Origin of the sequence: Streptomyces sp. NPDC057950 (genome assembly GCF_042887295.1) — a bacterium.
GTDB lineage: Bacteria > Actinomycetota > Actinomycetes > Streptomycetales > Streptomycetaceae > Streptomyces > Streptomyces kaempferi.
Genome location: NZ_JBHVPP010000036.1, coordinates 41,328 through 63,267, shown reverse-complemented (window position 1 = coordinate 63,267; position 21,940 = coordinate 41,328). Strand labels below are relative to the sequence as shown.

Below are 21,940 nucleotides of genomic sequence, written 5' to 3'. Positions count from 1 at the left end.
CTTTGTGCGAGATCGCCGAGCGTGGCAGCTTCACCGCCGCCGCAGAGCTCGGCTACACCCAGTCCGCCGTTTCGCGGCAGGTCGCCGTCCTCGAGCGCGCCGCCGGAGTGACTCTTTCCGACCGCCGCCCCGGCGGCGTCACCCTCACAGCACCGGGTTTGACCCTGCTGCGGCACGCGGTCGTCGCACTGGGCGCGCTCGCCGCGGCCGAGCGCGAACTGAAGGGCCTGGCGCCGGAACGCGGTGTCGTGCGGTTCGGGACCTTCCCAAGCGCCGGAGCGCTCATCCTGCCGCGCACGCTCGCCGCGCTACGCCGCACTCAACCCGGCATTTGCGTCACGACACGGGAGGCCGCCACCCCGGCGCTGGTACGCGCGCTGCAGGCGGACGGGGCGAGTTGCTCGTCGGTGGCGGCTTCCGCGCTCCGGACGGCTGGCGCTCGCCGCACTCGCCTCATGGCACGTGCCGCTACTCGGTGGGGCCCCCTGCTAACCCAGGGCGCTTCGGCCGTGCGCAGTCGTCATCGTCCCGCTCGGGGGGCTGCGCGCGGCCGCCGGGCTGTGGCTCCGTCATCCGGCTGCCCTGTTCAACGCGGCGCGCTCACGCGGCCGGTGTCACGATGCCGGTGAGTGTCCCGGTACGCACCGCACCGAGACACCCGGCGCCGTGCGCGGCCGACCGCCGTTCCCCTGGGCCGCGCACGGCATCTCCGCACCTGGGCGAAGCCTGCGGTCGCGGAGGCCGGCTGCAGTTGTTCGCCGGGCGGTCCGCTGTTCATAGCCAGCCTCCGCCACTGTGAAAAATCCCGGTCCGGCCGGTGAAGGCGCTGATGCTGCTACTGTTTCTGAACCCGGAAGCTGCAGGTCAACGGGGTGGTGTCCGAAACGCGAAACTCGTGGACGCGTTGGCCGAACAGCACAGTGACCGTTCGGCCAACGGAACTCGTGGGGTCCATGGGCCTGTGGTTCTTTGGGGCGCGGTCTCCGTGGGGACCGCGCCGCGGAGGCCGGCACATTCGGCCAGCGGACCGACCCGGCCTTGATCGTTCTCAGTTGGCGGCCATCAACTTGGCCTGGGCCCACCTGATACCGGGCTACCGAGGCCGCCAGTGCGGCTTGCAAGCAGGTTCCGAAGGTCCCGGCCGCGCTCTCAGTGGACGTTAAGTCCGTTTCTGGTAGCGGCCGCGTCCGGGTTGGGTGAGGAAGCCTTGGCGGGTGAGGCGTCCGAGGCGGCTGCGGGTGATGTTGACGGTCGCTTCGTCGGTGGGCATGCCGAGGAGTTCGTGCAGCTCACGGGCTCTGAACACCTGGTCGGGGTGCTGGTTGAAGGCGTTCACGATGGCCTGGTAGGCGGTGCTGGTCTCGGGAGGGTCGGGTTCGGCTCCTGCCGGCGCGGCCTCCGCGATGACCTTCCGGGTGGTGTCCAGGTCCGCGAGTCGGGCCTGGGTCTCGGCCAGGGCAGCGGTCAAGTGCTCGATCTGACCGCGTAGTTCTGCGGCTCGGGCGGTGACTTCGTCGTGCTGGGCCTGGAGGCCGGCGAGGAGTTCGGTGACGTTCACGCGGCCAGCCCGAGGGTGTCGCGCCAGGTGGGACTCGGTGTGGTGAGGCGGCGGGTCATGTTCGCGGTGGAGGCCCAGTAGACGCGCGAGACGGAGGTGTCGGGCCGGTGGTCGTACTCACGGGCCAGACGCCGGTGCAGCAGCAGCGTGCCGTTCGTCTGCTCCACCACCCACCGCTTCGGCTGCGGGACAAAGCCTTTGCCCTGGTCGGCCGGGTTGCGGCGGACGACCTCGACGTCGATGTCCATCAACGCGCCGTGGATGACGACTTCGTCCTTGAAGCCCTGGTCCACCAGGGCCTTCTCCAGCCGCATCCCGCAGCGTTCGGCGGCCTGGTCGAGCAGGGCGGTGCCGGCGGCGTTGTCATGGGCGGATGCGGCCAGGACGACGACGCCGATGATCAGCCCCAGCACGTCGACGGCCAGTCCCCGCTTGCGCCCCGACACCTTCTTGTTGGCATCCAGTCCCGTCGTGGTCTTCGGGACACCGGCAGCCGCGCGGACGGACTGGGTGTCGATGATCACGAGGGACGGGTCCTCTAATCGCCGGGCTCTCTCCCTCACCTGGCAGCGCAGGAGTTCCTGAATCCGCTGGTCGAGCCCGTCCTCGTGCCACAGACCGAAGTAGTAGAACACCGCCGACCAGGCCGGCAAGTCGTGCGGCAGATAGCGCCACTGACAGCCCGTCCGGTTCTGATAGAAGATCGCGTTCACGACCTCCCTCAGGTCGCAGGAGCCCGGGTCGCCCGTCGCTGAGCGCGCCACCCGGTCCTGCTTCCAGGCCGTGATCATCGGCTCGATCAACGCCCACTGCTCGTCCGATAAGTCGCTGAGGTACGGCTCTCTCTTCACACCCCGCATCTCAACATGGACATGCCCACCCGATGACTCATACGCCGGTCAGTACCACGATCGAGCGATCACCAACCGAGGGAGATCGGACTTAACGCCCACTCAGAAGCAGCCGTTGGTGTGGGTGCCGTCCTGCTTGTATTGCTTGAAGGAGAACCAGGAGCTGGTGTTGGGGCCGAAACGGCCGTCCACGCTCAGCCCCGCGTTCCACCTTCCGTTGATTATGGTCTGGGCGTTCTTTACCGCCTGCTCGGTGGCGGGGCCGAAGTCCATATCCGGCTGGATGTTCTGCGAGTAGCAGGTGATCAGGGTCTCCTGCAAGGCCAGTACGGCGTAGTTGTGGTCCCCCCGGGTCACGACGCAGTTGTAGTTTCCTGAGTTCGCGCTCGTCGACGGCTTGTGGAGGTAATAAGACCCGTCAGGCACCGACCCGCCCGCCTGCACCCAGGTGAAGGAGGCGCAGTGGACCTCGGCAGCGGACGCTGACGTGGCGCCCGGACCGAGGGTGGCGGCGGTGGTCAGTGCACCGACCACACCTGCGACAAGCTTGATTTTGGCAGTACGGAATTGCATATTTTCTCCCGTTGCCTCATGACCCTTTGTCGTGACCACATCATCATGACAGACCAAAGCGCTGGAAGGTTGCATTCCTCTTCCAGCGTGTGCCGCCGCGTCATGCGTCTGCCGAAACCACCCGCGGATGCACGGCGTCAACGGCCGGCCACCCAAGCATGGCCCGGAATTCCGTTTCACCAGGCCGGAGACCTGGCCCGAACCCGCAATCACCGTCACCGACACCGACACCGACACCACCAACTACGGCAATGCCCAGACCCAGGCGTGGGACGAGTCCCCCCAAGGCTCGCCCACCGCTCGTCCTGACTCAACCACAATGATGAACCACCCGTCGTTGCAGGCACATTGATCCGGCCGAAGGTCGAGCACCTGTCGAAGGAACGAGACACCCCGCCAGTGGGGTTGTGGTCCTCGAAGACCGGCGCCACCTGCCCCGGCCGGCACCAGCAGCCCGTCCGGAACGACGTGGACCGCTTCTGGCAGGCATTTCTCCGCCGCCTTCGACCTGGAGCACACCTTCCTGGTGTCGAGCCTTGGCCCTCGTCATCGCGATTCACGGAATCTCCTGTGCAGTCGCGGTCGTCGCGCATCGCACAGCAGGACAAGCTCCGGCAGGCATACAGACTCCCAATCGCGGCACGGCAGAGCGTGTGAACGCTACGAGGCGGGGGACTTTGTAGAGCAGGGCCAGGTGTGGACGCTGCCCGCGAGGGCCCGCCCCGGTCCAGGTCCCCCTGGTTCGGCCATGTGCCAGGGGACCGCCCCCGCACGGTCAGAACAGGCCGCCCTTCTCGTACACTCGCCGACATCACGGCCGCCGCGGCGCGCTGCCGGACTCCACCGCGCTCGCGGCGTGCTGATCAAAGATCCACGAGCCCACCGAAGCCATCGTCAGCGCCATCTCCGGCTCCCTGGCAGTGTCCCGCACGCTGTTGCTCGGCAGATGCGACGACCAGGAACGGCTGCAGTACATCGGCCGCACCACTACTCTGCCCCGCACCGCGGGCGCCGCGGTCGCCGGACTCCTCACCATGCGCGGGCTGGGCATCCTTGGACCGGGTGGTCGTTCTCCGCCGGATGGGGGAAGAGCCGCGGCCTCGCGGACCAACTCCGCTTGGCGCGCGCCTCCGGTCCGAGGCACACAACCCTGCCTGCCCCCGTCTACACCTGCAGCCAGTTCCCTTCGATGCCATCTGTCCTCGGGCTGCTGCGAAGCCTCGCTGCACAACACGCCGGATCCAAGCGATGAGGAGCCGAAGGCTTTGAGCCGGCTGACTCGGGCAGGTGTGGTGGCGTCGCCTGGGGATACCTGTTGCCCATGCACCTGATGGCAGATGTTCGCGACGCAGATCGGCTGCTGACCCAGGGGGCGGCAGGCCGTATACCGCCCGGTGTCGGCCGGCTGCTTTCCGCGGTGGAGGAGACAGCTGAAAGCAGCAAGCTGTGGTGCGGTGCCGCGGTAGTCATGACCGTTTTCGGCGGACGCCGTGGACGCAGATCCGCAGCAGCGGGGCTTGCGGCACTCGCCCTCGCTCAGCTGCTCTCGAACGGGGTGGGCAAGCAACTGATCGACCGGCCCCGACCGCCCAAAGAATGGATCGAGCACGACGAGGTGGAGGACCGGCCCGATTCCTCCTCCTTCCCCTCCGGTCACACTGCGGCCGCCGTCGCCTTCACCGGCGCAGTCGCCTCCTCCTGGCCGCTGGCCGCCGCTGTCTGCGCGGTGCCAGCCGCCCTCCTGGCCGTCGAGCGGGTGCAGTCGGGAGCCCACTACCCCACCGATGTCGCAGCCGGAGCCCTGATCGGCCTAGGCAGCGCCTGGCTCACCCTGCACACCCCGAGCCTTCTGCAGCATTAGCCGCAGGCAGCCCCACATCGCCCCATGGCGAAGCCGTTGCACACGGCCGCTCATGCCCCTCCTGAACAAGACGGTTCGGGGTACTCGGCCACCACAGCCCGGGCTGCCGCATCGACCCGGGCGGCAGGAACAGCACAGGAGGTGATCGCATGTCGAGTACACAACCGCCCAGTCCGAGAAGCGCACGAACACCGGCGTTTCGGCGTCGGCGGCCAGGAACGCGGCCTTGGTGACGGCTTGCGCTGTGCCGTAGGGCTGGGGGGCGGGGAGCCGCGCACGGCGGGACGGTACCCCAGTGGTGTGCAGTGCGTGGCAGGACACCCGACAGCATCGTGACATGGAGGATGAGGCTGGAGCGCGTGGGACGTAGCGGCCGGGGGACGGCACGATTGAGAAGTAGCGCGGAGGGCAACGCGGCCGCCGGACGCGCTGCAGCACCGGAACCATGCCGCCTGGACTCAACGGAGTCTGATCGCCGCCCGGGGTTTGCAGGCTGCGTGGGCCGTGAGCAGCCTGCCGAGGAGAGAGGCCGTGCACGGCGGAGGGAGCCCTGTGCCGTGCCGGGCGAGGCACCCCCCAGCATCGTCACACCGGCGAGGGGACCCTGCCGCGTCGAATGGGGCATCTGTGTGACCGCCGGCCTCAGGAAGACTGGCCGTCGTGCAGGTGGATGAAGCCGGGGCGGCAGTCACGGACCGCTTTGTTCAAGGTCCAGACCGCTGCCTGTGCCTGCCTCGCGTCCTGGCTCTGCTCGACGGCTCCCAGTGCTTCGGCTGCCGCCACCCTCACCTGCTGCGGCAGCCCCTCACGGGCCGCGAACCGGTATGCGATGAGGCGTCGGACCTCTCGCTCGTCCGGGCTGACGCCGCCGGGCCGCAGCGGGAACACCGCTGCCTCGTAGAGGGCTACCGCGTGCAAGACCATGTGCGCGGCCGCCTCCCCCTCCGGGTCGCCCTGCGTGAGCCTACGCAGGGTCTCCCGCGTCTGAAGGCTGCATAGCGCGACGGTGGTCTTCACGATCAGCAGGAACAGGCCCACGCCCACGACCAGTCCGGCGCCCAAGCCCCGCCAGGCATCCAGCAAGAAACCCGCGCCAGCCCCCGTCACCATCACGCACACGCACGACAGCCCGCCTGTCACGTAGAAGAGCGAGCCCGGCAGGAAAGGTGACCTCATGTCCAGAATTATCCCCGCCCGGCCGTGACCGGTGATCCATCACCGCGTTGGGTAGAGCAGCGTCAGATTCGTCCATTCGAGGCGCGCGAGCCGGGCCCCGGCTCCTGGGCCGACCCCGGGGCCCGGTTCACCACCGGTCGAAACTCTCGGCGTGACGATCATCCGGCCCGCTTTGCTGTCCTTGCGAGGGCTCTCAGCGCGGCGTTGCGGCCCTGTCGAGGTACCGTCCACAGCGCTTGGCCGCGGATGTGCCACCGTTCCAGGAGGGCGTTGGCCGCCATGAAGCCGCTTGTCGCCGCACGCTCCATGAGGGCCACCGGTAGTTCGGTGCGAACGAGGTCTCCGGCGATCACCAGGCCGGGGAGGCTGGTTCGGGTCGGGGGTCGGTCGGTGTATCCGCCGACCGGGAAAAGCGGGCAGTCGGTGCTCCATTCGTGGCGCTCGTCGACCACGGTGGCGGAGCGCGTTTCCGGATAGAGGGTGTGCAGTTGCGCGAGCAGTCTCTTTTGCTCAACGTCGCGGGCTGTGTTCTGCGTAAGGGCGTAAGCATGCAGTTCCACGACGGAACCGCCGGTGCGGCCAGCCCAGTGGGCGGCTTGGCTCTCCCACCGGTCGAGGATGCTGACGTTGTCCAGGGTTCCGTATCCGCTGGTGCCGAGGAAGCCGGGGCGGTCGGCGGCCACTGGCTGGTCAAGCCACAGTCGTGAGACGAGGAAGGGGGGTGCGGTCCGCAGCTGTGCCACGCGCTGACGCCATGGTGCATCTGCGAGTGCTGGTGAGTGGCTGACGATGGTCTGCAGGCCTGCGGTATCCAGGGCCAGTACGACGGTGTCGTGGCGTTGGTCTTCGTCTGTGGTGATGACGAAGCCGCCGTCTTTGGTGGGAGCGATCGTCTCGACGGGAGTCGAGAGGCGGATGTCGACCTTGTGGCTCTGCAGGTAGGTGCTGAGGGGGTCCCAAAGAGCTTCGGGGAAGGGCTCGTTGGGGACGTCGAAGAGGAGTCCTTCGGAGGAGCCGAGGAAGTAGATGTGGAACATCAGGACCATCTCGGCGGCTGACAGTTGCCTGGGGTCGGCGAAGAAGCTGCGGGAGAAGACTTCGAAGGCGAGGTGGTGGGCTGCTTCCGGGAAGCGGATCGTTTGCAGGAAGTCGTGTGCGCTGACGCCGTCCAGTTGCTCGTAGATCTCGGGTACCCGGACGTCGAGGAGGGGCAAGGCGGCGAGAGGGTTCATGAGGCGCAGGTCACGGAGGGTGAAGGTGGGACTCTGGGCGACGAATCCGATGGCGCTCCATGGTGGGGTGCGGGGGACGTTGCGGAAGCTGTCGTGCAGTCCCCCGCTGTGCTGCAGGGGGTAGTCGGCGAGCCCGGTGAGCCTGTCCAGTGCTGGGTCGGTCCGTCGCAGGAGGCCGCGGAGGTTGTAGTACTGGCGGAAGAAGGCGTGGAAGCCTCTGCTCATGGTGGCTGGGGTGCCGTCGTGCAGGGTGGTCGGCCAGCCGGCTACGCGTCCTCCGAGGGACGCTTGGCGTTCGTAGAGGGTGACTTGCACGCCGCGTTCGGCCAGGGCGGTCGCCGCGGCCAGGCCGGCGATGCCCCCGCCCACGACCGCCGTGGTCGGCGGTCGTGCGCTGTCCGCGCGTGCCGCGCCTGGCTGGGGAGCCAGCAGGTGGGCTCGGCGGTCTCTGCCGCGTCGGGCGACCGTTTGGCGCCGCGAGGCTCTCACTGCTCGCCAGCCTTTTCGTCGGTAGCGGGCCGTCGGGCGGTGATGGTGTGCGTGATGCCGGTCTGCCATCCCGGCAGGGGCAGTACCCGCACGCTGTCGAATCCGTTTGCGTGGACGCGGCCGGCGAATTGCGCTGCTGTGTCGAACTCGACGACGCTGCGCCACAGGTGGCGGTAGAGCCGGCCATCTCCAAGAGCGGTGGCGATGGGCAGGACGATGCCGCCGCAGACGGCTGCCCATACCGCGCGGTGGTCGGCCCGGCCGCTGAGGGTGTATTCGTGGACGGCGAGGCGGCCGCCAGGGGCCAGCAGGCTGCGCACTGAGGCGAGCACGCTGTCGGGATCGGCGACGTTACGGAACAGGTAGGCGGCGAATACCGCGTCGTAAGCCTCGTCGACGCCTGCCTGCGCCAGTTGTTCCGCCGGGGCGTGCACGAAGGTGACATTGGCTGACCATGCCTTCGCGGCGGCCCGCTCCAGCATGCCGACGGAGGCATCGACGGCCGTGATGGAGGCATGGGGGATCACGGTTGCGAGTGCAGCGGTCGATGCCCCCGTGCCACAGCCCAGGTCCAGTACGCGCAGGCCGCGCCCACCGTCTTCCAGGCCCAGGCGGCGCGCGGAGCGGCGCAGATGTGAGTGATAGCCGGGGTTGGCTGCCACCAGGGTGTCGTAGCTGCCGGCGGCGTGGTCGAACGCGGCGGCCAGCTCCGCGTCGCGCAGCAAGGTCATGCGGTCTCCTAGGGTCTGGTGAGGGGTTACTGGCCAGGGAAGGGGCGGCGGGGCAAGTAGGTCAGCTCTGCCGCGGAGCGGAGCATGGGCAGCACGGGAGTGTGGATCCCGACCGCGAGGTCCTCGTGGAGTCGGGTGCGGCCATCGAGGAAGCGCAGCAGGCGCTCCATGGGGACCTGCGTAAACAGACGGGTGAAGAAGGCGGCGCCATCGACGCGTCCGCTGCCCAGGGCACGGAGCATGACGGCGTCCATCGCGCGAGAACGGGCGGAATGCGCTGAGGGCGGAAGCGGATGACGCCCGGACAAAAGCGCGTCGGCGACGGCGTGGACCTGTCGTTGGATGGCGGCGAAGGTGTAACCGGTCGAGGGGCGTGTCGCCCCCGCTGCTGCGCCGATCCGGAAAATCGACGGTGCCGTCTGCCGGGCGAAGGGTGCGTCGGTCATGGGGATAACGCCCGTCTCGGTCGATGTGACGGTGACGTCGGACAGGCCCAAAATGTGCTGGGTGTAATGGGTGAGGGCGGTTTCGTAGCCCTGCGGGGACAGCAATTGGGGCGAGAACTCGGTGTACTCCACGAGGGCTTGTGTGGGGCTGGTGGGCAGGACATAACCGAAGGAGAGGCCGAGGGCCGGCTGCTGTGTCCGAAAGTCCATGAGTTCGGCCGTACCGGGGTCGAAGATCGGCTCGCAGGAGTCGATGAACCAGCCTCGGAAATGCTGCAGCAACGTCGTGCGGGCGGCGGGGAGGCTGCCGAGGGGGCGGGAGTCGAAAACCCATCGAGCATGCGCGTCCAGCGCCGTCCCGTTCCTGGCCCGGCCGTGAATCCGGGCGCCGCCGGTGATGCCTTCGATCATTTCGACGGTTGCCTCGAGGCGTTGCACGTTCTCGCTGTGTGTGAGGGCGTGCGCGATCAGGCTTTCGAAGGTGTCCGAGCGGATCATTTTGTAGCGGAGGGGTGCGATGTGACTCGTGATCATGCGTCCGGCATCGGTGTGAACGCGCAGATTTTGCCATGACGCAGTCACGGCGTCGTCGTACCAGGTCCGGGTGTGCTCCCAGAAGCACCAAGTCCGGGGCGGGGACCGGAGGGGGCCGGGTGGAGCGTCGATAAGGAGCACCGACAGCCGGGGGCCGCCGGGCGGCGGGTCGGACAGCAGATAGGCAAGGGAGAGTCCCGCGGCGCCCGCGCCCACGATGGCGACATCCGCCCTGGGCACGAACGTTCCCCTCTCCAGTAGATCCCGGTCCACGTCATCGAAGCATTCCCGCTGACAGGGCCATCCGGATGCAGGACGCGCTGAGAACTCGTCGCGTTGTAGGTGCCGGTGGTACTGATCCGTCGACCGATCGGATGCCGGACTCAGCCCTCGGGCTGCCGGCGGCGCCTGCGGTTTCCCTCGGCTGGCGCATCCGTGACCGTCATCGGCGCGGAAAGCGTATGGAGAGGCCAAGCGATCACGACGAGAGGATCCGGGATGCGTCCCAGCAAGCCGAATGACGATCGTGCGGTGGAACCACCCGCTGGTTCGGCGCACGCTCTCCGGCGGGAGGATGCATTCGCCGAGAACTGGCTTCGGCCAGGGCCCTCCCCCCACCCGCATGCCCGGGTCGGCGACAGTGACCGCTCCCCCACACCCGCTGAGGCCGGCTTTGACGAGGTGACGGTGATCGACGCGGATGTTCCCGCAGCCGTGGAGCGCTACCTCGCGGACCTACTGGCTGAGCGCGCACGCCAGGCGACTGCCCTCGACCCGGTGTTCGCTCACGATCTCGCCGATCGCGTCGCCCGCTTCACTCTGGTCGGCGGTAAGCGCACGCGAGCCCAGTTTCTGTGGTGGGCGCAGCGGGCGTGCGGAGGCCGGGCGGCCGAAGCGCAGAGCGCTCTGCGTGTCGGTTCCGCTCTTGAACTCATTCAGGTCTGCGCGCTCGTTCACGATGATGTGATGGACGGCTCCCGGCTGCGGCGCGGGCTGCCTGCTCTGCACGCGGATGTCGCGGACCAGTACGCGGGGGCCGTGCTCTTAAGCGAGCGGGAGCGCTTCGGGGAGTCGGCAGCCATTCTCGCCGGGGACCTGGCGCTTGCCTGGGCGGACGACGTACTCGCCGAGACAGAGCTCTCTGCCAGTCGCGGGCGGCGGGTGCGCGCCTTGTGGAGTGCGATGCGCATGGAGATGGTCGCCGGTCAGTACCTCGACATTCAAGGCCAGGCCACCTCGTCGCGTTCCTTGGCCCTTGCCATTCGTGCTGCCTGCCTCAAGAGTGCTCTCTACTCCGTCGAGCGGCCGCTGGCTCTCGGCGCCGCCCTGGCAGATGCGGACGATGCCACGGCTGGATCCCTGTGCTCGGCCGGACGGTGCGTCGGCATCGCCTTCCAGCTGCGCGACGATCTGCTGGACGTCTTCGGCAGCGCGGGGCAGAGCGGCAAACCGCCGGGAGGTGACATCCGCTCAGGCAAGCCCACCTATCTCATCGCCGTCGCGCAGGCCCGTGCCGAGGCGCGGGACGACCGCCGGGCGCTTCGGGTACTGAAGAGTTCGCTCGGCTGCGCCGGCCTGTCTGAGGACGCTCTCGCCCGAGTGCGCGAGGTCCTCGTCTCCATCGGTGCACGGGCGAAGGTGGAGGCCAAGATCAGCAGGCTGGCCGCACAGGGAGCGCGCCATCTCGAGGCGGCGGCGCTCGAAGACGACGGGCGACGGCGCCTGCGCGACCTGATGCAGTCCGCCACGGGAATCCGTCCGCCCCACAACCCGCCTGCGGACAGCCCAGACGCCTGCGACACGCTGCTCAGCGTCGGCGCCGAGGGGTCCAGCCGATGAGCAGGACGATTCCCGGCCCCACGGACCATGTCGTCGTCGTGGGCGCCGGTCTTTCCGGGCTATCCGCCGCACTGCACCTGCTGGGCGCCAATCGCCGCGTCACGGTCGTCGAACGTGACCAACTTCCTGGCGGCCGCGCCGGTCGACTTGAGCGCGCCGGCTACCGCATCGACACCGGCCCTACGGTGCTGACCATGCCTGACATCGCCGACGAAGCCTTCGCCGCGGTGGGCGACTCCCTGCGTGAGCGCGTCGAACTCATCCCCCTTCACCCCGCCTACCGCGCCCAGTTCGCCGACGGCAGCAGCATCGACGTCCACACCAAGGCTGCAGCCATGGAGGCGGAGATCGAACGCTTCGCCGGCGGCGATGAGGCCGCCGGCTACCGGCGCCTGCGTGACTGGCTCACTCGGCTCTACCAGGCTCAGATGCGCGGTTTCATCGACGCCAACTTCGACTCACCCTTTCAACTCCTGACCCCCGATCTCGCCCGACTGGCAGCCCTGGGCGGCTTCGGCAGGCTGGATTCGCGCATCGGACGCTACCTGCACGACGAGCGTCTGCGCCGCGTCTTCTCCTTCCAGGCCCTGTACGCAGGCATTCCGCCCGCCCGCGCCCTGGCCGCCTACGCCGTCATCGCCTACATGGACACCGTCGCCGGCGTGTACTTCCCCCGGGGCGGCATGCACGCCGTCCCCCAGGCCATGGCCGACGCAGCAGCTCAGGCGGGCGCAAGGTTCCGCTTCGGGCAGGACGTCACCGGGCTGGAGCGCTCCGGCAGCCGCATCACCGCGGTCGTCACCAGCCAAGAACGCATCCCGTGTGATGCGGTCGTCCTGACCCCCGACCTGCCCATCGCCTACGACCTCTTGGGCCACACACCTCGCCGGCCTGTAGCGATCCGGCATTCGCCGTCCGCCGTCGTCCTGCACGCGGGCACCGACAAAACCTGGCCCGGCCTCGCCCACCACACCCTGTCCTTCGGGGCTGCGTGGAGCCGCACCTTCGATGAATTGACCCGCACGGGACAGTTGATGAGCGACCCCTCGCTCCTTATCACCCGCCCGACCGCGTCGGATTCAAGCCTTGCGCCGCCCGGCCACCACCTGCACTACATCCTCGCTCCCTGCCCGAACACCGACATCGGACCCGACGCCGCGCAGTGGGGCGACCTCGCCCCGCGCTACCGCGACAGCATCCTGAAGGAGCTCGAACAGCGCGGCTTCGACGGCATCAGTTCCAGCATCACCGAGCAGTGCCTGGTCACGCCCGCCGACTGGCACGCCCAGGGCCACGCGGCAGGCACACCCTTCTCAGCCGCCCACACCTTCACGCAGACCGGCCCCTTCCGCCCCCGCAACCTGGTCCGCGGCACCGAGAACGCCGTCCTGGCAGGCTGCGGCACCACGCCCGGTGTCGGGGTGCCCACCGTCCTGTTGTCGGGGAAACTCGCTGCGGCCCGCATCACCGGGCTCACAGCCCGCACGGCCCGCCGTCCGCGCACCGCCCCCTTCCCCCCACCGAAGGAACGTCATCTTGAGCGACCGTGAGCTCGACGCGGCCGGCATCCACGAGCCGGCCCTGCGCAGCGCATACACCCACTGCCGACAGCTCAACGCCCGCCACGGCAAAACCTACTTTCTCGCCACGCGGCTCCTGCCCGTCGAACGCAGGCCGGCCGTGCACGCCCTGTACGGCTTCGCGCGGTGGGCAGACGACATCGTCGACTCCCTCGACACCACGCACACGCCCGAACAGCGCACAGGGGACCTCCTTCGCCTCCAAAGCGACCTCGAGCGAGGGCTACGGGACGCAGACAGTGCCGAGCCGGTGGTCCTGGCACTCGCCGACACCGCCAGCCGCTACCGCATCGACCATCGTCACTTCGTCGACTTCATGGCGTCCATGCGCAGCGACCTCGAGGTCACCGACTACGCCACCTATGAGGATCTGGGGATCTACATGCACGGCTCGGCCGCGGTCATCGGGCTGCAGATGCTGTCGGTACTGGGCACCACGGTGCCCCGCGAAGAGGCCGCTCCGCATGCCGCAGCGCTCGGCGTCGCCTTCCAGCTGACCAACTTCCTGCGCGACGTGGGTGAAGACCTCGACCGCGGCCGCGTCTACCTGCCCGCAGATCTGCTCGCAGCCCACGACGTCGACCGGGAGCGCCTTCAGTGGAGCAGAAACACCGGCCGCCGAGACCACCGGATCACAGCGGCTCTGAAGTCCGCCGAACTCCTCACCCGGGGGATCTACCGTGAGGCGGCACCGGGGATCGCCATGCTCGACCCCGTGAGCCGCCCGTGCATCCGCACCGCTTTCGTGCTGTACGCCGCGATCCTCGATGCCATCGCCGACGACGGCTACGCAGCCGTCCACCGCCGTGCCGTGGTACCCCGCCGACGCAGGACTGCAGTCGCCCTCGACGGCCTGGTCCGCATCGTTGCAGCCCGCGCCACGACCCGCAGCGCGCGGCGAGCCGCTCCCCAGGACGTCAAGGGACCACGTCGCCCGCCCCCCAGACGCTGCGAGCCGGTTCCCGTGGAGGTCGCATGAGCTACGGCCGCCCCACCTCGCGCAAACGCTTCCCCCTGTCACTGCGCCGGCAGCCCGTTCCCTGGGAGCAGCAACGCCCGACCTGGCCTGAGGCCCGGCCCGCCGTGATTGCGCAAGCACTCAAACGCGCCCAGAGTCGCCCCTCAGGCAACTGGTACGTCGTCGGCGCCACCGATGACATCGCAAAGAACAAGCCCCTGGCCTGCACCATCGAAGGTCAGGAGGTCGTCGTATGGCGCGCGGCCGACGGCGGCCTCGTCGGCGGCCCCGGAATCTGCCCCCACCTCGGCGCACCCCTGCGTGACAGTCCCGTACATTGCGGCACTCTCGTCTGCCACTGGCACGGACTCGCCCTCAAGGGAACCCCGTTCGCAGGCTGGGAACCGTGGCCCGTTCACGACGACGGGCTCCTGGTGTGGGTGCGCCTCGACAGCCTGGGCGGCGAGTCTCCACTGGGTGCGCCCGTCGTCCCCACCCGGCCCCCACTCACCGAGGCGCTGTCGGCCATCTACACAGGCATCGGCAACTGTGAGCCGGAGGACATCGTCGCCAACCGGCTGGACCCATGGCACGGAGCCTGGTTCCACCCCTACTCCTTCGTCGATCTCACCGTCGTCGACGTGCCCGCACTCAAGGAGAAGGGTGCGGGTGGCGACCGCGGGTTCACCGTCGAAGTCTCCTTCAGACTGGCCAGTCGACTCGTCGTACCGGTACGCGCCGTGTTCACCACTCCGGAACCCCGCACAGTCGCCATGCACATCACCGAAGGCGAGGGTCAGGGATCCGTGGTCGAAACGCACGCCACACCGCTCGGCACCGACAGCCACGGCAGGCCGCGGACGGCCATCATCGAGGCCATCGTGGCTGCTTCAAACCGCCGTGGGTTCACCGCAGCGCGCACAGCAGCCCCGCTCCTTCGCCCCCTCATCCGGTCAGCAGCCGGACGGCTCTGGCGCGACGACCTCGCCTACGCGGAACGTCGCTGGCAGCTGCGCTCCACAGGCCGCTTCCCCGCATAGCGGCAGTGTTCATCAGCAACGTCCCCGAGGAGCTGTCGAGTTCGGCGGGGATGCCGAAGGCCGGCTGCTCCTGCGGGTTCGTGTTCGGCTTCTGGGCGGCGATGGCTGCGGCCACTACTGTGCCCGCTGTTTTAGGCTATTCGGTCATCGATCCTTCTCACCCGCTGTGATCGCTGCGGTCACTGCGGCCCCTGCCGATGCGATCCTCACCGTGCTTGCCGGCACCATGATCGGTAGACGTCCAATGACGCCTACCTGGCCATCAGGCTCATCGCTGTGAGCGGCTTCCTCGTCTCCTTCGCCCTCCCACCTCAAACCGGTTGGAGAGCTGTCGCGGGACGCGCGTTCGGCGCAGGAACAGCACTCGTGAGGAGCACGCCGCCGCACGGAGCGGACTCCCACGCTCTCAATCGGGTACACGGCGTCGAGGCGGGCACCTCAACCGCCTTCTGACCGACGCGAAGGAAGAACAAAATGGACGGAATCGTACTGCTCAAGGACGACCACAAGACGGTTGAGAAGCTGTTCAAGCAGTTCGAGAAGGCCGGCGAGAAAGCCCACGCCGAGAAGCGGAAGATCGCGGATCAGGTGATCGAGGAGCTCACCACGCACACGTTCATCGAGGAGAAGATCTTCTACCCGGCTGCCCGAGAGGCCGCCCCGGACACCAAGGACCATGTCCTGGAAAGCGTCGAAGAGCACCACGTCGTGCTCTGGATGCTCTCCGAGCTCAAGAACCTGGACGCCGCCGACGAGCGCTTCGACGCCAAGATGACCGTCCTGATCGAGAACGTCCGTCACCACGTCGAAGAGGAAGAGAAGGAGTGGTTCCCCGAGGTCCGCAAAGCCATGGGACGCAACCGCCTCACCGAACTCGGCGAGCAGATGGAAAAGGCCAAGAAGACCGCCCCCAGCGACCCGCTGGTTGTCCCCAGCGCTCACGAGTAACCCTGATCCGGCAGCGTGCCCGGGCCTTCGCATATCTCAGGAGGCGGCCGCCAGACGGTCGCACAGGCCGTCGAGTCGCCGCCTGTGCTGGGCTGTGCGCAACGGCCGTCATGACCGCGGCCCGCAGCGCAAGGGGCAGCGGCCCGCAGCGGCGGGGGTTGTCGCGCTGGCCGTTGCCCAGCCGGTCCTCTTCGCCCCCGCCGAAGCGGTCCGCTGCCCCGGCCATCCGGCCCAGAGCAGACGCGTTCCAGCAGTCACAACATGGGCAGGGGCCTCGAGCAAGGATCCGTCTTCCATCAGGGCAGTTGTAGTCCGACACATGGCAACCGGTTCTTCGGTCAGGACCGCGAATTGGCGCTTGCCGGTGGCAGGAGGGTTCCCAGCGGACCGAGATCCAGGTTGAGGTCCTCCATGGTCAGGCCGTGCTCGGCGCACAGGTCAGACATACGGTCATGCAGGGTCATGAGGGTGGTTCCCAGCCGCTCTTCCTGCTCCTCCGTAAGGTCCCCGCTGTCGACTCGGTGCAGTGCTTGGCGCTCCATGAGCTGCCGCAGCAGTTCGACCAGGGTGAGGACGAGCCTGACGAGGTCGCGTTCGACGGTATCGGGGTCGGTGCGGATACGGCGGAGGGGCTGCGACGGCCCCGTTGTCTGGGCGGGCCTGAGGCCGCTGTGCAGGGCGGGCAGAAGCCGAAAGGCCCGGGACGCCGCGTCGGCGACCTCCGCCAGACGGTCCGGGACCGCGGGACACCCACCGGCGGCCGCATTGGTCATGGCGCCTCCTTGGGACGCACCGGCGTCCACGGCGATGGGGCTCGAGCGCTCACCGAGACGATCAGAGCCCGAAGCGAAACTCGGACAAGGTCGATGTCGGCGATCGACAGCACCACATCCCCGGTGACGACAACGCCCCCACTGAGCAGTCGATCTAGCAGGTCGACAAGGGCCACCTGGCGCTGCGCCAGCGGCTCGGCCCCGGGGAACTGCTCCATGGTGTTCACGGCGCCGGCTCCGGCGCAGAGGGCTGCTGGGGCAGGTCGGCAAAGGAATACGGCGCCCAGGGGCCGGTGACGTCGATCCGCACATCCGGCAGATCCCGGACCGCGTCGAGGATCCGGGACCGGAAGTCAGCTGCCGTCTCGCGCGCGAGCAGGTAGGCGTCGTTGACGACGTTCTCTCCTGCGCCGACGGAGAGTTCCCCCTGCTGAACGCGGTGTCGGGCGTGGCCGGCGGCCATGGAGATGCCGATGGCCTCGATTCGTTCAGCCGCTTCTCGGGCCGAGTGGTAGGACCCGTCGCGCGCAAGACGCTGGGAGCGACGGGCCTGCAGATAGGCCCGGCCTGGACTGAGCCCCTCCGCCGCGCCGACTTCTGACGAACCCGTGGCCTCCGGAGGCTGCGGCTCGACATAAATCTTCACGCCCCACTCGAGGTAGCCCGCCAGGCGCTTCAAGGCGCGCGCGAATGCGTCCGCGTCCGCCCGCAGTTTCTCCGTCATCCGCTCGTCGTCCAGGTACACCGTGGCCAGGCGCAGCGGCAGCACCGTGGTGTGCGCGGCCAGGACCTCGATCACGTGGTGGTGGGAGCGGGCGACTGCCTCCAGCCAGTCCAGGTCCTCCAGGTGACGACGCAGGGCGTCCTCCCGGAAGTCCTCGGAGGGGACCGCACTGACCGCAGCCGCCAGTGCGCCTCCGGGATTTTTTGGCACCAGGCGCACCGGCGCCCCCGCGACACCTCGCACACCGCTGAGAGCCGTCTCGAGGCCCTCAACTGAGCGCAACACAGCGTATGCGTAGGTGACCGTTTCAGTCATCGGCCACCTCATCCTTGCGGCGGGAGGCAGAGGGTCGCGTGCGGCGGCGTCCGCCAGCGGAGCCCGTCTCGGGTGGCAGAGCGCGCTCATCCCTGAGTGCCTCGATCTGCGCCCGCAGCCTTCTGTTCTCATCGGCCAGGGCATTGTCGCCCGCATGGGACGAGAGCGACGGGTCACGCTCCCACCAGTCGATTCCCATTTCCCGGGCCTTGTCGACGGAGGCGACGACAAGCCGGAGTTTGACTGTGAGCAGCTCTATGTCGAGGAGGTTGATCCGGATGTCCCCGGCGATGACTATGCCCTTGTCGAGGACGCGTTCCAGAATATCGGCCAGGTTCGCCGAGGAGCCTTGGCCGTAGCCGTACGGGGCCGCTGCCCGGGACGGGTACGTGCTGAGTCGGTCGGCAGGGGTTTCCGACATCGCAGACACCTCCATTCCAGCTCAGTACGCGGGGCCGCCCCGGCGGTAGGCCGCGATTTCTTCCAGCCGGTCGAGGAGCTGGTCTTCTCGCTCATCGAACACCGCCTGGTCGATGCGGCCCTCCAGCAGCGCTCTTTCCAGCGCGGCCAGTTCACGCTCGACGGGCTCGGGGTCGTAGTACTCCCGTTCCGCCGCGTCGATCACCCGGTCGACGACCCAGCCCACGCCGCGTACGGGCGCGAGCGGAAAGGTGAGAAGTTGAGTCAGCAAGCCCATGAGCGGTGCCTCTCACACGAAGCTGTACGGCGGCAGAGGTCCGCGCAGTCGGATCTCGCAGTCTTCGCCGAGCTGATTGGCCAGACTGATGCCTGTGGCCCGCAACATCTCCTCCTTGTCCGCCTGAACCAGGAAGGAGACACTGAGGAAATCTTGACCGCCTGGGGTGGAGAAGATCTCGTCGCACACGTAGGGGTGAAAGGCCTCGACGATTCCTTTTGCGAGAGCCTCCTCGCGCACCCCGGCTTCCTGGGCGACCAGCTCGCCGAGCGCGAGCGACATCTGCGGGGAGCCGGAGCCGCCACGGATGGCGGTATTGAGTTCGCGGGCCTCGGCGCACTCCAGCAGGATCCGGCGCAGCAAGGCTTCCTCTTGCCAGGTGCACTTGAGGTTGTATTCGGTGGTGCCCTCGAGCACGCGCAAGCGTTCCTCGTACTCGGCTGCCCGGGCTACCAGTGCCGTCTGGACAGCTTCTTCGTCCTCGGCTGTCATGCCGAAGCGCAGTGGCAGCACGGCGCCGTCGGCCATCAGGCGCTCCTGGACTTCCTGGTGTGCCAGAACGTCCCGGCGCCGGGCGCGCAGGTGCTCGGGCATGTCGCTGATAGCCGCGCGCAGACCTCCGGCGCTCACCGTACGTAGTACGACGGGTGGATCGCCGACGCCAGAGAGGCCGTCCAGCCTCATCGGGTGGTCTTTCAATGCGATGGAGTACACGTAGACAGGCATGGGCATAGTCACTCCCTGCGCCTCCGGGAAGCGGTGCCGGCTGGTCGACGCCGCCGCTGTCTGGGCTCCTCCTCGTACGCCGGCTCCTCCTGATCGTCTTCACTGGCGTCGCCTTCTTCGGTGCGGCCGCCGGTCAGGCTGTCCTTGACGGCCTCGGCCGCGCCGGTCAGGGCCCCCTTGGACTTGCCCTTTGCGCCGCCCTCGGTGATCTCGCCGACGAGATCAGTGAGCTGGGTGGGCTGTTTGCTGCCTGCTTCGAGGTCGAGGCGGTTGCACGCCTCGGCAAAGCGCAGATAGGTGTCGACGCTGGCCACGACCACGCGGGCGTCGATCTTGATGATCTCAATGCCGACAAGAGAAACGCGGACGAACACGTCGATGACCAGGCCGCGGTCGAGAATCAGATCCAGCACGTCGTACAGGCTGCCCGAGCTGCCGCGGGAGACACTGCTTCCGCCCTGTGGCACCACAGTCATGGTGCCTCCTCTCACCGCCCCCCTTGTGCGTTTCGCGGCGCGCCTTTCAACGGCGCCGATCGATCTGTCCCCGGGTGTAGCGACGCGTCTGTTCGTACGCCAGCAGTTCACCTCTCGCACTCAGCGTTACGCGGTAACTGGCGAGGACACTGGTGGTCTCGGGGATTCGCTCCAGTTCGAGTACCTCGACGTCGGCTTCCCACCCGTCCTCGGTCGGTCTGATTGCCGAAACCGACTCAGGGGTGCGCCCGAGAAGTTCCTCCAACTGACCCGCAGCGCAGCGCATGGCCCAGGCCGCCGAGCGTTTGACCGGCTTTCGGGTGTCGCCAGTGCCGCCGTGCCGTGCGCTGTCGTCACTGCGGGGAGTATGGCTGCCACTCTCCGTGCCGCGCTTGTCTGACGTGGGCATGTTCTGACTCCGTCGCTGGAGCGGCCCTTCTGCCATGACCAAAAGTACTACTTCATCACAAAACTCTTGAAAGCGTGTGTCTGCAATAGGCCGCTGCTAGCGGTAGCGATGCAGGAACACGGCGGGCCACTCTGCTCTCACCTGCGGTGGCCGCGAGCTCTACTGAAAGGCGCTGGACGGTCCGCGGCCCGTCTGACCCCTGCCGGTCCAGACGGAAGAGGAAGGACGTATCGCAGCTGGCGTCGACAGGACCAGGGAAACGCCGCGGGACGGATCGCGTACGCGGGTCCGCCACCGGAGTGCCGTACGGAACAGGATTGGCCTGGCGGCATGAAGGTCGGCGCTGTCGCAGAAGCAGAGCAGGATGTCGAAGAACGCGGAGAAGGCGAAGCCGCCGGCGTTCGGCACCCCGGCGACACAGCGGCTCTCACGACCTGCACCGTGAAGACGTCGAGGTCTCCGTGCGGCCCGAGGGCCATTTCCTGGGTACGGCTTTCCCATATCCCCGGGTATGCGCCGATGGGCAAAGGCCGTGAGGCACGGGAGGAACGCCTGTCCGTCTCGGGCTGAGACGGAAACGTCAGGAGGGGTACGCGTACTTCATGAACACACACCTCTTCGCTGTCCCCGGAAGGCTAGCTCGCTCCTCGGCCTCGAAGGGCGGGTCGGCCGCCTGGCTTACCACCGTGGCGTATCTCGAACGGGCCAAGGCGGTGGATCCGGCGATCCGAACCCTTCAGCGTGCCATTCGCGCGCTGCCGCTGGGCGATGTGCACGACCTGCTAAAGGGCAGGCCGCTGGGACATCCTGTGCATCCCATGCTGGTTCAGGTACCGATCGGTTGCTGGTTGTCGGCCACCGTCCTGGACGTCGCGCCGACTGGCCGCAGCGCTCCCACCGTTCTCACGGCCGTAGGCCTCGCGGGAATCGCTCCGGCTGCCCTTGCCGGCTGGGTCGACTGGGCCGATCTCCCACCCGAGCAGGCTCGCCTGGGGCTGGCCCACGCGCTCACGAACGTAGTCGCGGTGGCCTTCTACTCCGCGTCTTTGGCGGCGCGGCTCCGGGGTCGGTCCGGCAAGGGCAAAGTCTGGTCGCTGGGCGGCCTCACGGCTGTCGCGGTCAGTGGCGCCTTGGGCGGGCACGTGGCCTACCGGCGCGCCACGCACGGGAGCCCCGCGGCATAGCTGCACGATCTGACTCGCGCGGCAGAGTCTCCCCGGGAGCGCCCAGGCACTCCACTTCCTCCGATACAGCCCGAGACCCTCCGCGGGCGGGTTGGAACGCCGCTTCGTGACGACTCCTACCGAACACCTCGCCGCACCGGCCTTTGGCCCGGCTTTCCGGCGGTGAGACCGGCGATGGGACCGACCAGTTCACCGATGTCCCATGGCATCCGGGACCGGGTAAACCGTGATCATCGACGGGACATCCGTCTGGTTCGTCGGTCGTGTGGAGAGCCGGATCGACGGCGGCGACCACGTCGGATTCCTTCTCGCTCCGGAGGCGGCGGCGAACCTCACAGGCGACCGATCTCTCTACTGTCCCTGAACGACGCTCGTAGCATCAGCCCGGGCCTCATGGACTGCACTCTCCGCTCAGCCGGTGAACGCCTTCCGCAAGCCGCGCCGTGATACTCGGGCCCATACGGGCTGCAGTTCCCGTTCAGCCTGGTCGGCCGCGGCTTGCTCTCGTCCGTACAGCAGACCCCAGGTGAAGCCGGGTTCTCCGGCCGCGTGCGCCCTGAGGGCCACCTTCCGCAGAGCGTCACGGGCCACGACGCTGTCCTGGTGTTCGCCGAGCACCTGCTGGACGGCCTTGACCCGTTTGCCCAGGCGCACGGCGGGCTTGCCGACTGAGTCACGCGCCGGCTCCGTGGCATACCGGGTCTTCTTGGCCGCCTTGCGAGCCTCTGGAGGGCGATGTCGCGTTCCGTTGCCGGGGGGCCGGGGGCGGGGGGGGGGGGCGGGCGGGGGCCGCCGGCGGGGGGGGGGGGGAGAGGCCGTA

At 68.2% G+C, this 21,940-nt stretch carries 25 protein-coding genes and 1 pseudogene; 10 read left to right on the top strand and 16 right to left on the bottom strand.

Annotated features, from left to right (window positions below; genetic code table 11):
* Window positions 1-2 precede the first annotated feature (2 nt).
* Window positions 3-629 carry a LysR family transcriptional regulator gene (locus ACFVTC_RS40145; protein WP_390134375.1) on the top strand — a complete coding sequence of 209 codons (627 nt, stop codon included), beginning with the start codon at window positions 3-5 and terminating at the stop codon, window positions 627-629.
* A gap of 530 nt (window positions 630-1,159) precedes the next feature.
* Here the strand turns inward: ACFVTC_RS40145 and ACFVTC_RS40140 are convergent.
* From ACFVTC_RS40140 to ACFVTC_RS40130, 3 genes are all read right to left on the bottom strand, one after another.
* Window positions 1,160-1,558: a hypothetical protein gene (locus ACFVTC_RS40140; RefSeq protein ID WP_390134373.1), complete on the bottom strand. Its 399-nt coding sequence runs from the start codon at window positions 1,556-1,558 to the stop codon at window positions 1,160-1,162.
* Window positions 1,555-2,409: an IS5 family transposase gene (locus ACFVTC_RS40135; protein WP_390134371.1), complete on the bottom strand. Its 855-nt coding sequence runs from the start codon at window positions 2,407-2,409 to the stop codon at window positions 1,555-1,557. The genes ACFVTC_RS40140 and ACFVTC_RS40135 overlap by 4 nt, the downstream gene beginning before the upstream one ends.
* A gap of 102 nt (window positions 2,410-2,511) precedes the next feature.
* On the bottom strand, window positions 2,512-2,982 hold the full coding sequence (locus ACFVTC_RS40130; protein WP_390134369.1) for a peptidoglycan-binding protein: 471 nt from the start codon (window positions 2,980-2,982) through the stop codon (window positions 2,512-2,514).
* Window positions 2,983-3,109: 127 nt separating this feature from the next.
* On the opposite strand from ACFVTC_RS40130, the gene ACFVTC_RS40125 reads away from it, so the two are divergent.
* Window positions 3,110-3,334, top strand: coding sequence for a hypothetical protein (locus tag ACFVTC_RS40125; protein ID WP_390134367.1), 225 nt, complete (start codon window positions 3,110-3,112; stop codon window positions 3,332-3,334).
* Window positions 3,335-4,312: 978 nt separating this feature from the next.
* Window positions 4,313-4,843, top strand: coding sequence for a phosphatase PAP2 family protein (locus ACFVTC_RS40120; protein ID WP_390134364.1), 531 nt, complete (start codon window positions 4,313-4,315; stop codon window positions 4,841-4,843).
* Window positions 4,844-5,485: 642 nt separating this feature from the next.
* On the opposite strand, the gene ACFVTC_RS40115 is transcribed toward ACFVTC_RS40120, so the two are convergent.
* The 4 genes from ACFVTC_RS40115 to ACFVTC_RS40100 all read right to left on the bottom strand — a co-directional run bounded on the left by ACFVTC_RS40115 (window position 5,486) and on the right by ACFVTC_RS40100 (window position 9,691).
* Complete coding sequence (locus ACFVTC_RS40115; protein ID WP_390134361.1) at window positions 5,486-6,019, bottom strand: hypothetical protein; 534 nt, start codon at window positions 6,017-6,019, stop codon at window positions 5,486-5,488.
* Between the two features lie 158 nt (window positions 6,020-6,177).
* On the bottom strand, window positions 6,178-7,809 hold the full coding sequence (locus ACFVTC_RS40110) for an FAD-dependent oxidoreductase (protein ID WP_390134360.1): 1,632 nt from the start codon (window positions 7,807-7,809) through the stop codon (window positions 6,178-6,180).
* A complete protein-coding gene (locus ACFVTC_RS40105) occupies window positions 7,737-8,471 on the bottom strand; it encodes a methyltransferase domain-containing protein (RefSeq protein ID WP_390134358.1) in 735 nt (244 codons plus the stop codon). The genes ACFVTC_RS40110 and ACFVTC_RS40105 overlap by 73 nt, the downstream gene beginning before the upstream one ends.
* 26 nt (window positions 8,472-8,497) lie before the next feature.
* Window positions 8,498-9,691, bottom strand: a complete 1,194-nt coding sequence (locus ACFVTC_RS40100) for a lycopene cyclase family protein (RefSeq protein WP_390134356.1) — start codon at window positions 9,689-9,691, stop codon at window positions 8,498-8,500.
* A gap of 258 nt (window positions 9,692-9,949) precedes the next feature.
* On the opposite strand from ACFVTC_RS40100, the gene ACFVTC_RS40095 reads away from it, so the two are divergent.
* The 6 genes from ACFVTC_RS40095 to ACFVTC_RS40070 all read left to right on the top strand — a co-directional run bounded on the left by ACFVTC_RS40095 (window position 9,950) and on the right by ACFVTC_RS40070 (window position 15,816).
* Window positions 9,950-11,290, top strand: a complete 1,341-nt coding sequence (locus ACFVTC_RS40095) for a polyprenyl synthetase family protein (protein WP_390134353.1) — start codon at window positions 9,950-9,952, stop codon at window positions 11,288-11,290.
* On the top strand, window positions 11,287-12,840 hold the full coding sequence (locus ACFVTC_RS40090) for a phytoene desaturase (RefSeq protein WP_390134351.1): 1,554 nt from the start codon (window positions 11,287-11,289) through the stop codon (window positions 12,838-12,840). Before ACFVTC_RS40095 ends, ACFVTC_RS40090 begins: the two co-directional genes overlap by 4 nt.
* The gene (locus ACFVTC_RS40085) at window positions 12,827-13,849 is read left to right on the top strand and encodes a phytoene/squalene synthase family protein (RefSeq protein ID WP_390134350.1); all 1,023 of its coding nucleotides are present in this window, start codon (window positions 12,827-12,829) and stop codon (window positions 13,847-13,849) included. The genes ACFVTC_RS40090 and ACFVTC_RS40085 overlap by 14 nt, the downstream gene beginning before the upstream one ends.
* Window positions 13,846-14,868 carry a DUF5914 domain-containing protein gene (locus ACFVTC_RS40080; RefSeq protein ID WP_390134348.1) on the top strand — a complete coding sequence of 341 codons (1,023 nt, stop codon included), beginning with the start codon at window positions 13,846-13,848 and terminating at the stop codon, window positions 14,866-14,868. The genes ACFVTC_RS40085 and ACFVTC_RS40080 overlap by 4 nt, the downstream gene beginning before the upstream one ends.
* Before the next feature lie 5 nt (window positions 14,869-14,873).
* Window positions 14,874-15,038 (top strand): hypothetical protein, encoded by a 165-nt coding sequence (locus tag ACFVTC_RS40075; RefSeq protein WP_390134346.1) that lies wholly within the window; start codon window positions 14,874-14,876, stop codon window positions 15,036-15,038.
* A gap of 304 nt (window positions 15,039-15,342) precedes the next feature.
* The gene (locus tag ACFVTC_RS40070; protein ID WP_390134344.1) at window positions 15,343-15,816 is read left to right on the top strand and encodes a hemerythrin domain-containing protein; all 474 of its coding nucleotides are present in this window, start codon (window positions 15,343-15,345) and stop codon (window positions 15,814-15,816) included.
* Between the two features lie 338 nt (window positions 15,817-16,154).
* On the opposite strand, the gene ACFVTC_RS40065 is transcribed toward ACFVTC_RS40070, so the two are convergent.
* Genes ACFVTC_RS40065 through ACFVTC_RS40030 form a run of 8 tightly spaced genes read right to left on the bottom strand, consistent with a single transcriptional unit; the run spans window position 16,155 to window position 19,936 of the window.
* A complete protein-coding gene (locus ACFVTC_RS40065) occupies window positions 16,155-16,589 on the bottom strand; it encodes a gas vesicle protein K (RefSeq protein WP_390134342.1) in 435 nt (144 codons plus the stop codon).
* Entirely contained in the window at window positions 16,586-16,807 is a 222-nt protein-coding gene (gvpJ, locus tag ACFVTC_RS40060; RefSeq protein WP_390134394.1) for a gas vesicle protein GvpJ, read from the bottom strand. The genes ACFVTC_RS40065 and gvpJ overlap by 4 nt, the downstream gene beginning before the upstream one ends.
* Window positions 16,808-16,812: 5 nt before the next feature.
* Window positions 16,813-17,628, bottom strand: a complete 816-nt coding sequence (locus ACFVTC_RS40055) for a GvpL/GvpF family gas vesicle protein (RefSeq protein WP_390134340.1) — start codon at window positions 17,626-17,628, stop codon at window positions 16,813-16,815.
* Window positions 17,621-18,049 carry a gas vesicle protein gene (locus ACFVTC_RS40050; RefSeq protein WP_390134338.1) on the bottom strand — a complete coding sequence of 143 codons (429 nt, stop codon included), beginning with the start codon at window positions 18,047-18,049 and terminating at the stop codon, window positions 17,621-17,623. Before ACFVTC_RS40050 ends, ACFVTC_RS40055 begins: the two co-directional genes overlap by 8 nt.
* A 21-nt stretch (window positions 18,050-18,070) precedes the next feature.
* Window positions 18,071-18,325: a gas vesicle protein GvpG gene (locus tag ACFVTC_RS40045; RefSeq protein WP_390134336.1), complete on the bottom strand. Its 255-nt coding sequence runs from the start codon at window positions 18,323-18,325 to the stop codon at window positions 18,071-18,073.
* A gap of 12 nt (window positions 18,326-18,337) precedes the next feature.
* Window positions 18,338-19,051, bottom strand: coding sequence for a GvpL/GvpF family gas vesicle protein (locus tag ACFVTC_RS40040; protein ID WP_390134334.1), 714 nt, complete (start codon window positions 19,049-19,051; stop codon window positions 18,338-18,340).
* An 8-nt stretch (window positions 19,052-19,059) separates the two neighbouring features.
* Window positions 19,060-19,527: a gas vesicle structural protein GvpA gene (locus ACFVTC_RS40035; protein WP_390134332.1), complete on the bottom strand. Its 468-nt coding sequence runs from the start codon at window positions 19,525-19,527 to the stop codon at window positions 19,060-19,062.
* Window positions 19,528-19,573: 46 nt separating this feature from the next.
* Window positions 19,574-19,936, bottom strand: a complete 363-nt coding sequence (locus ACFVTC_RS40030) for a gas vesicle protein (protein WP_390134330.1) — start codon at window positions 19,934-19,936, stop codon at window positions 19,574-19,576.
* 686 nt (window positions 19,937-20,622) lie between these two features.
* Between ACFVTC_RS40030 and ACFVTC_RS40025 the strand changes: the two genes are divergently transcribed.
* Complete coding sequence (locus tag ACFVTC_RS40025) at window positions 20,623-21,120, top strand: DUF2231 domain-containing protein (RefSeq protein WP_390134328.1); 498 nt, start codon at window positions 20,623-20,625, stop codon at window positions 21,118-21,120.
* A 411-nt stretch (window positions 21,121-21,531) separates the two neighbouring features.
* On the opposite strand, the pseudogene ACFVTC_RS40020 reads toward ACFVTC_RS40025, so the two are convergent.
* Window positions 21,532-21,940 (bottom strand): annotated as a pseudogene (locus ACFVTC_RS40020) (CHAD domain-containing protein); the annotation flags it as partial.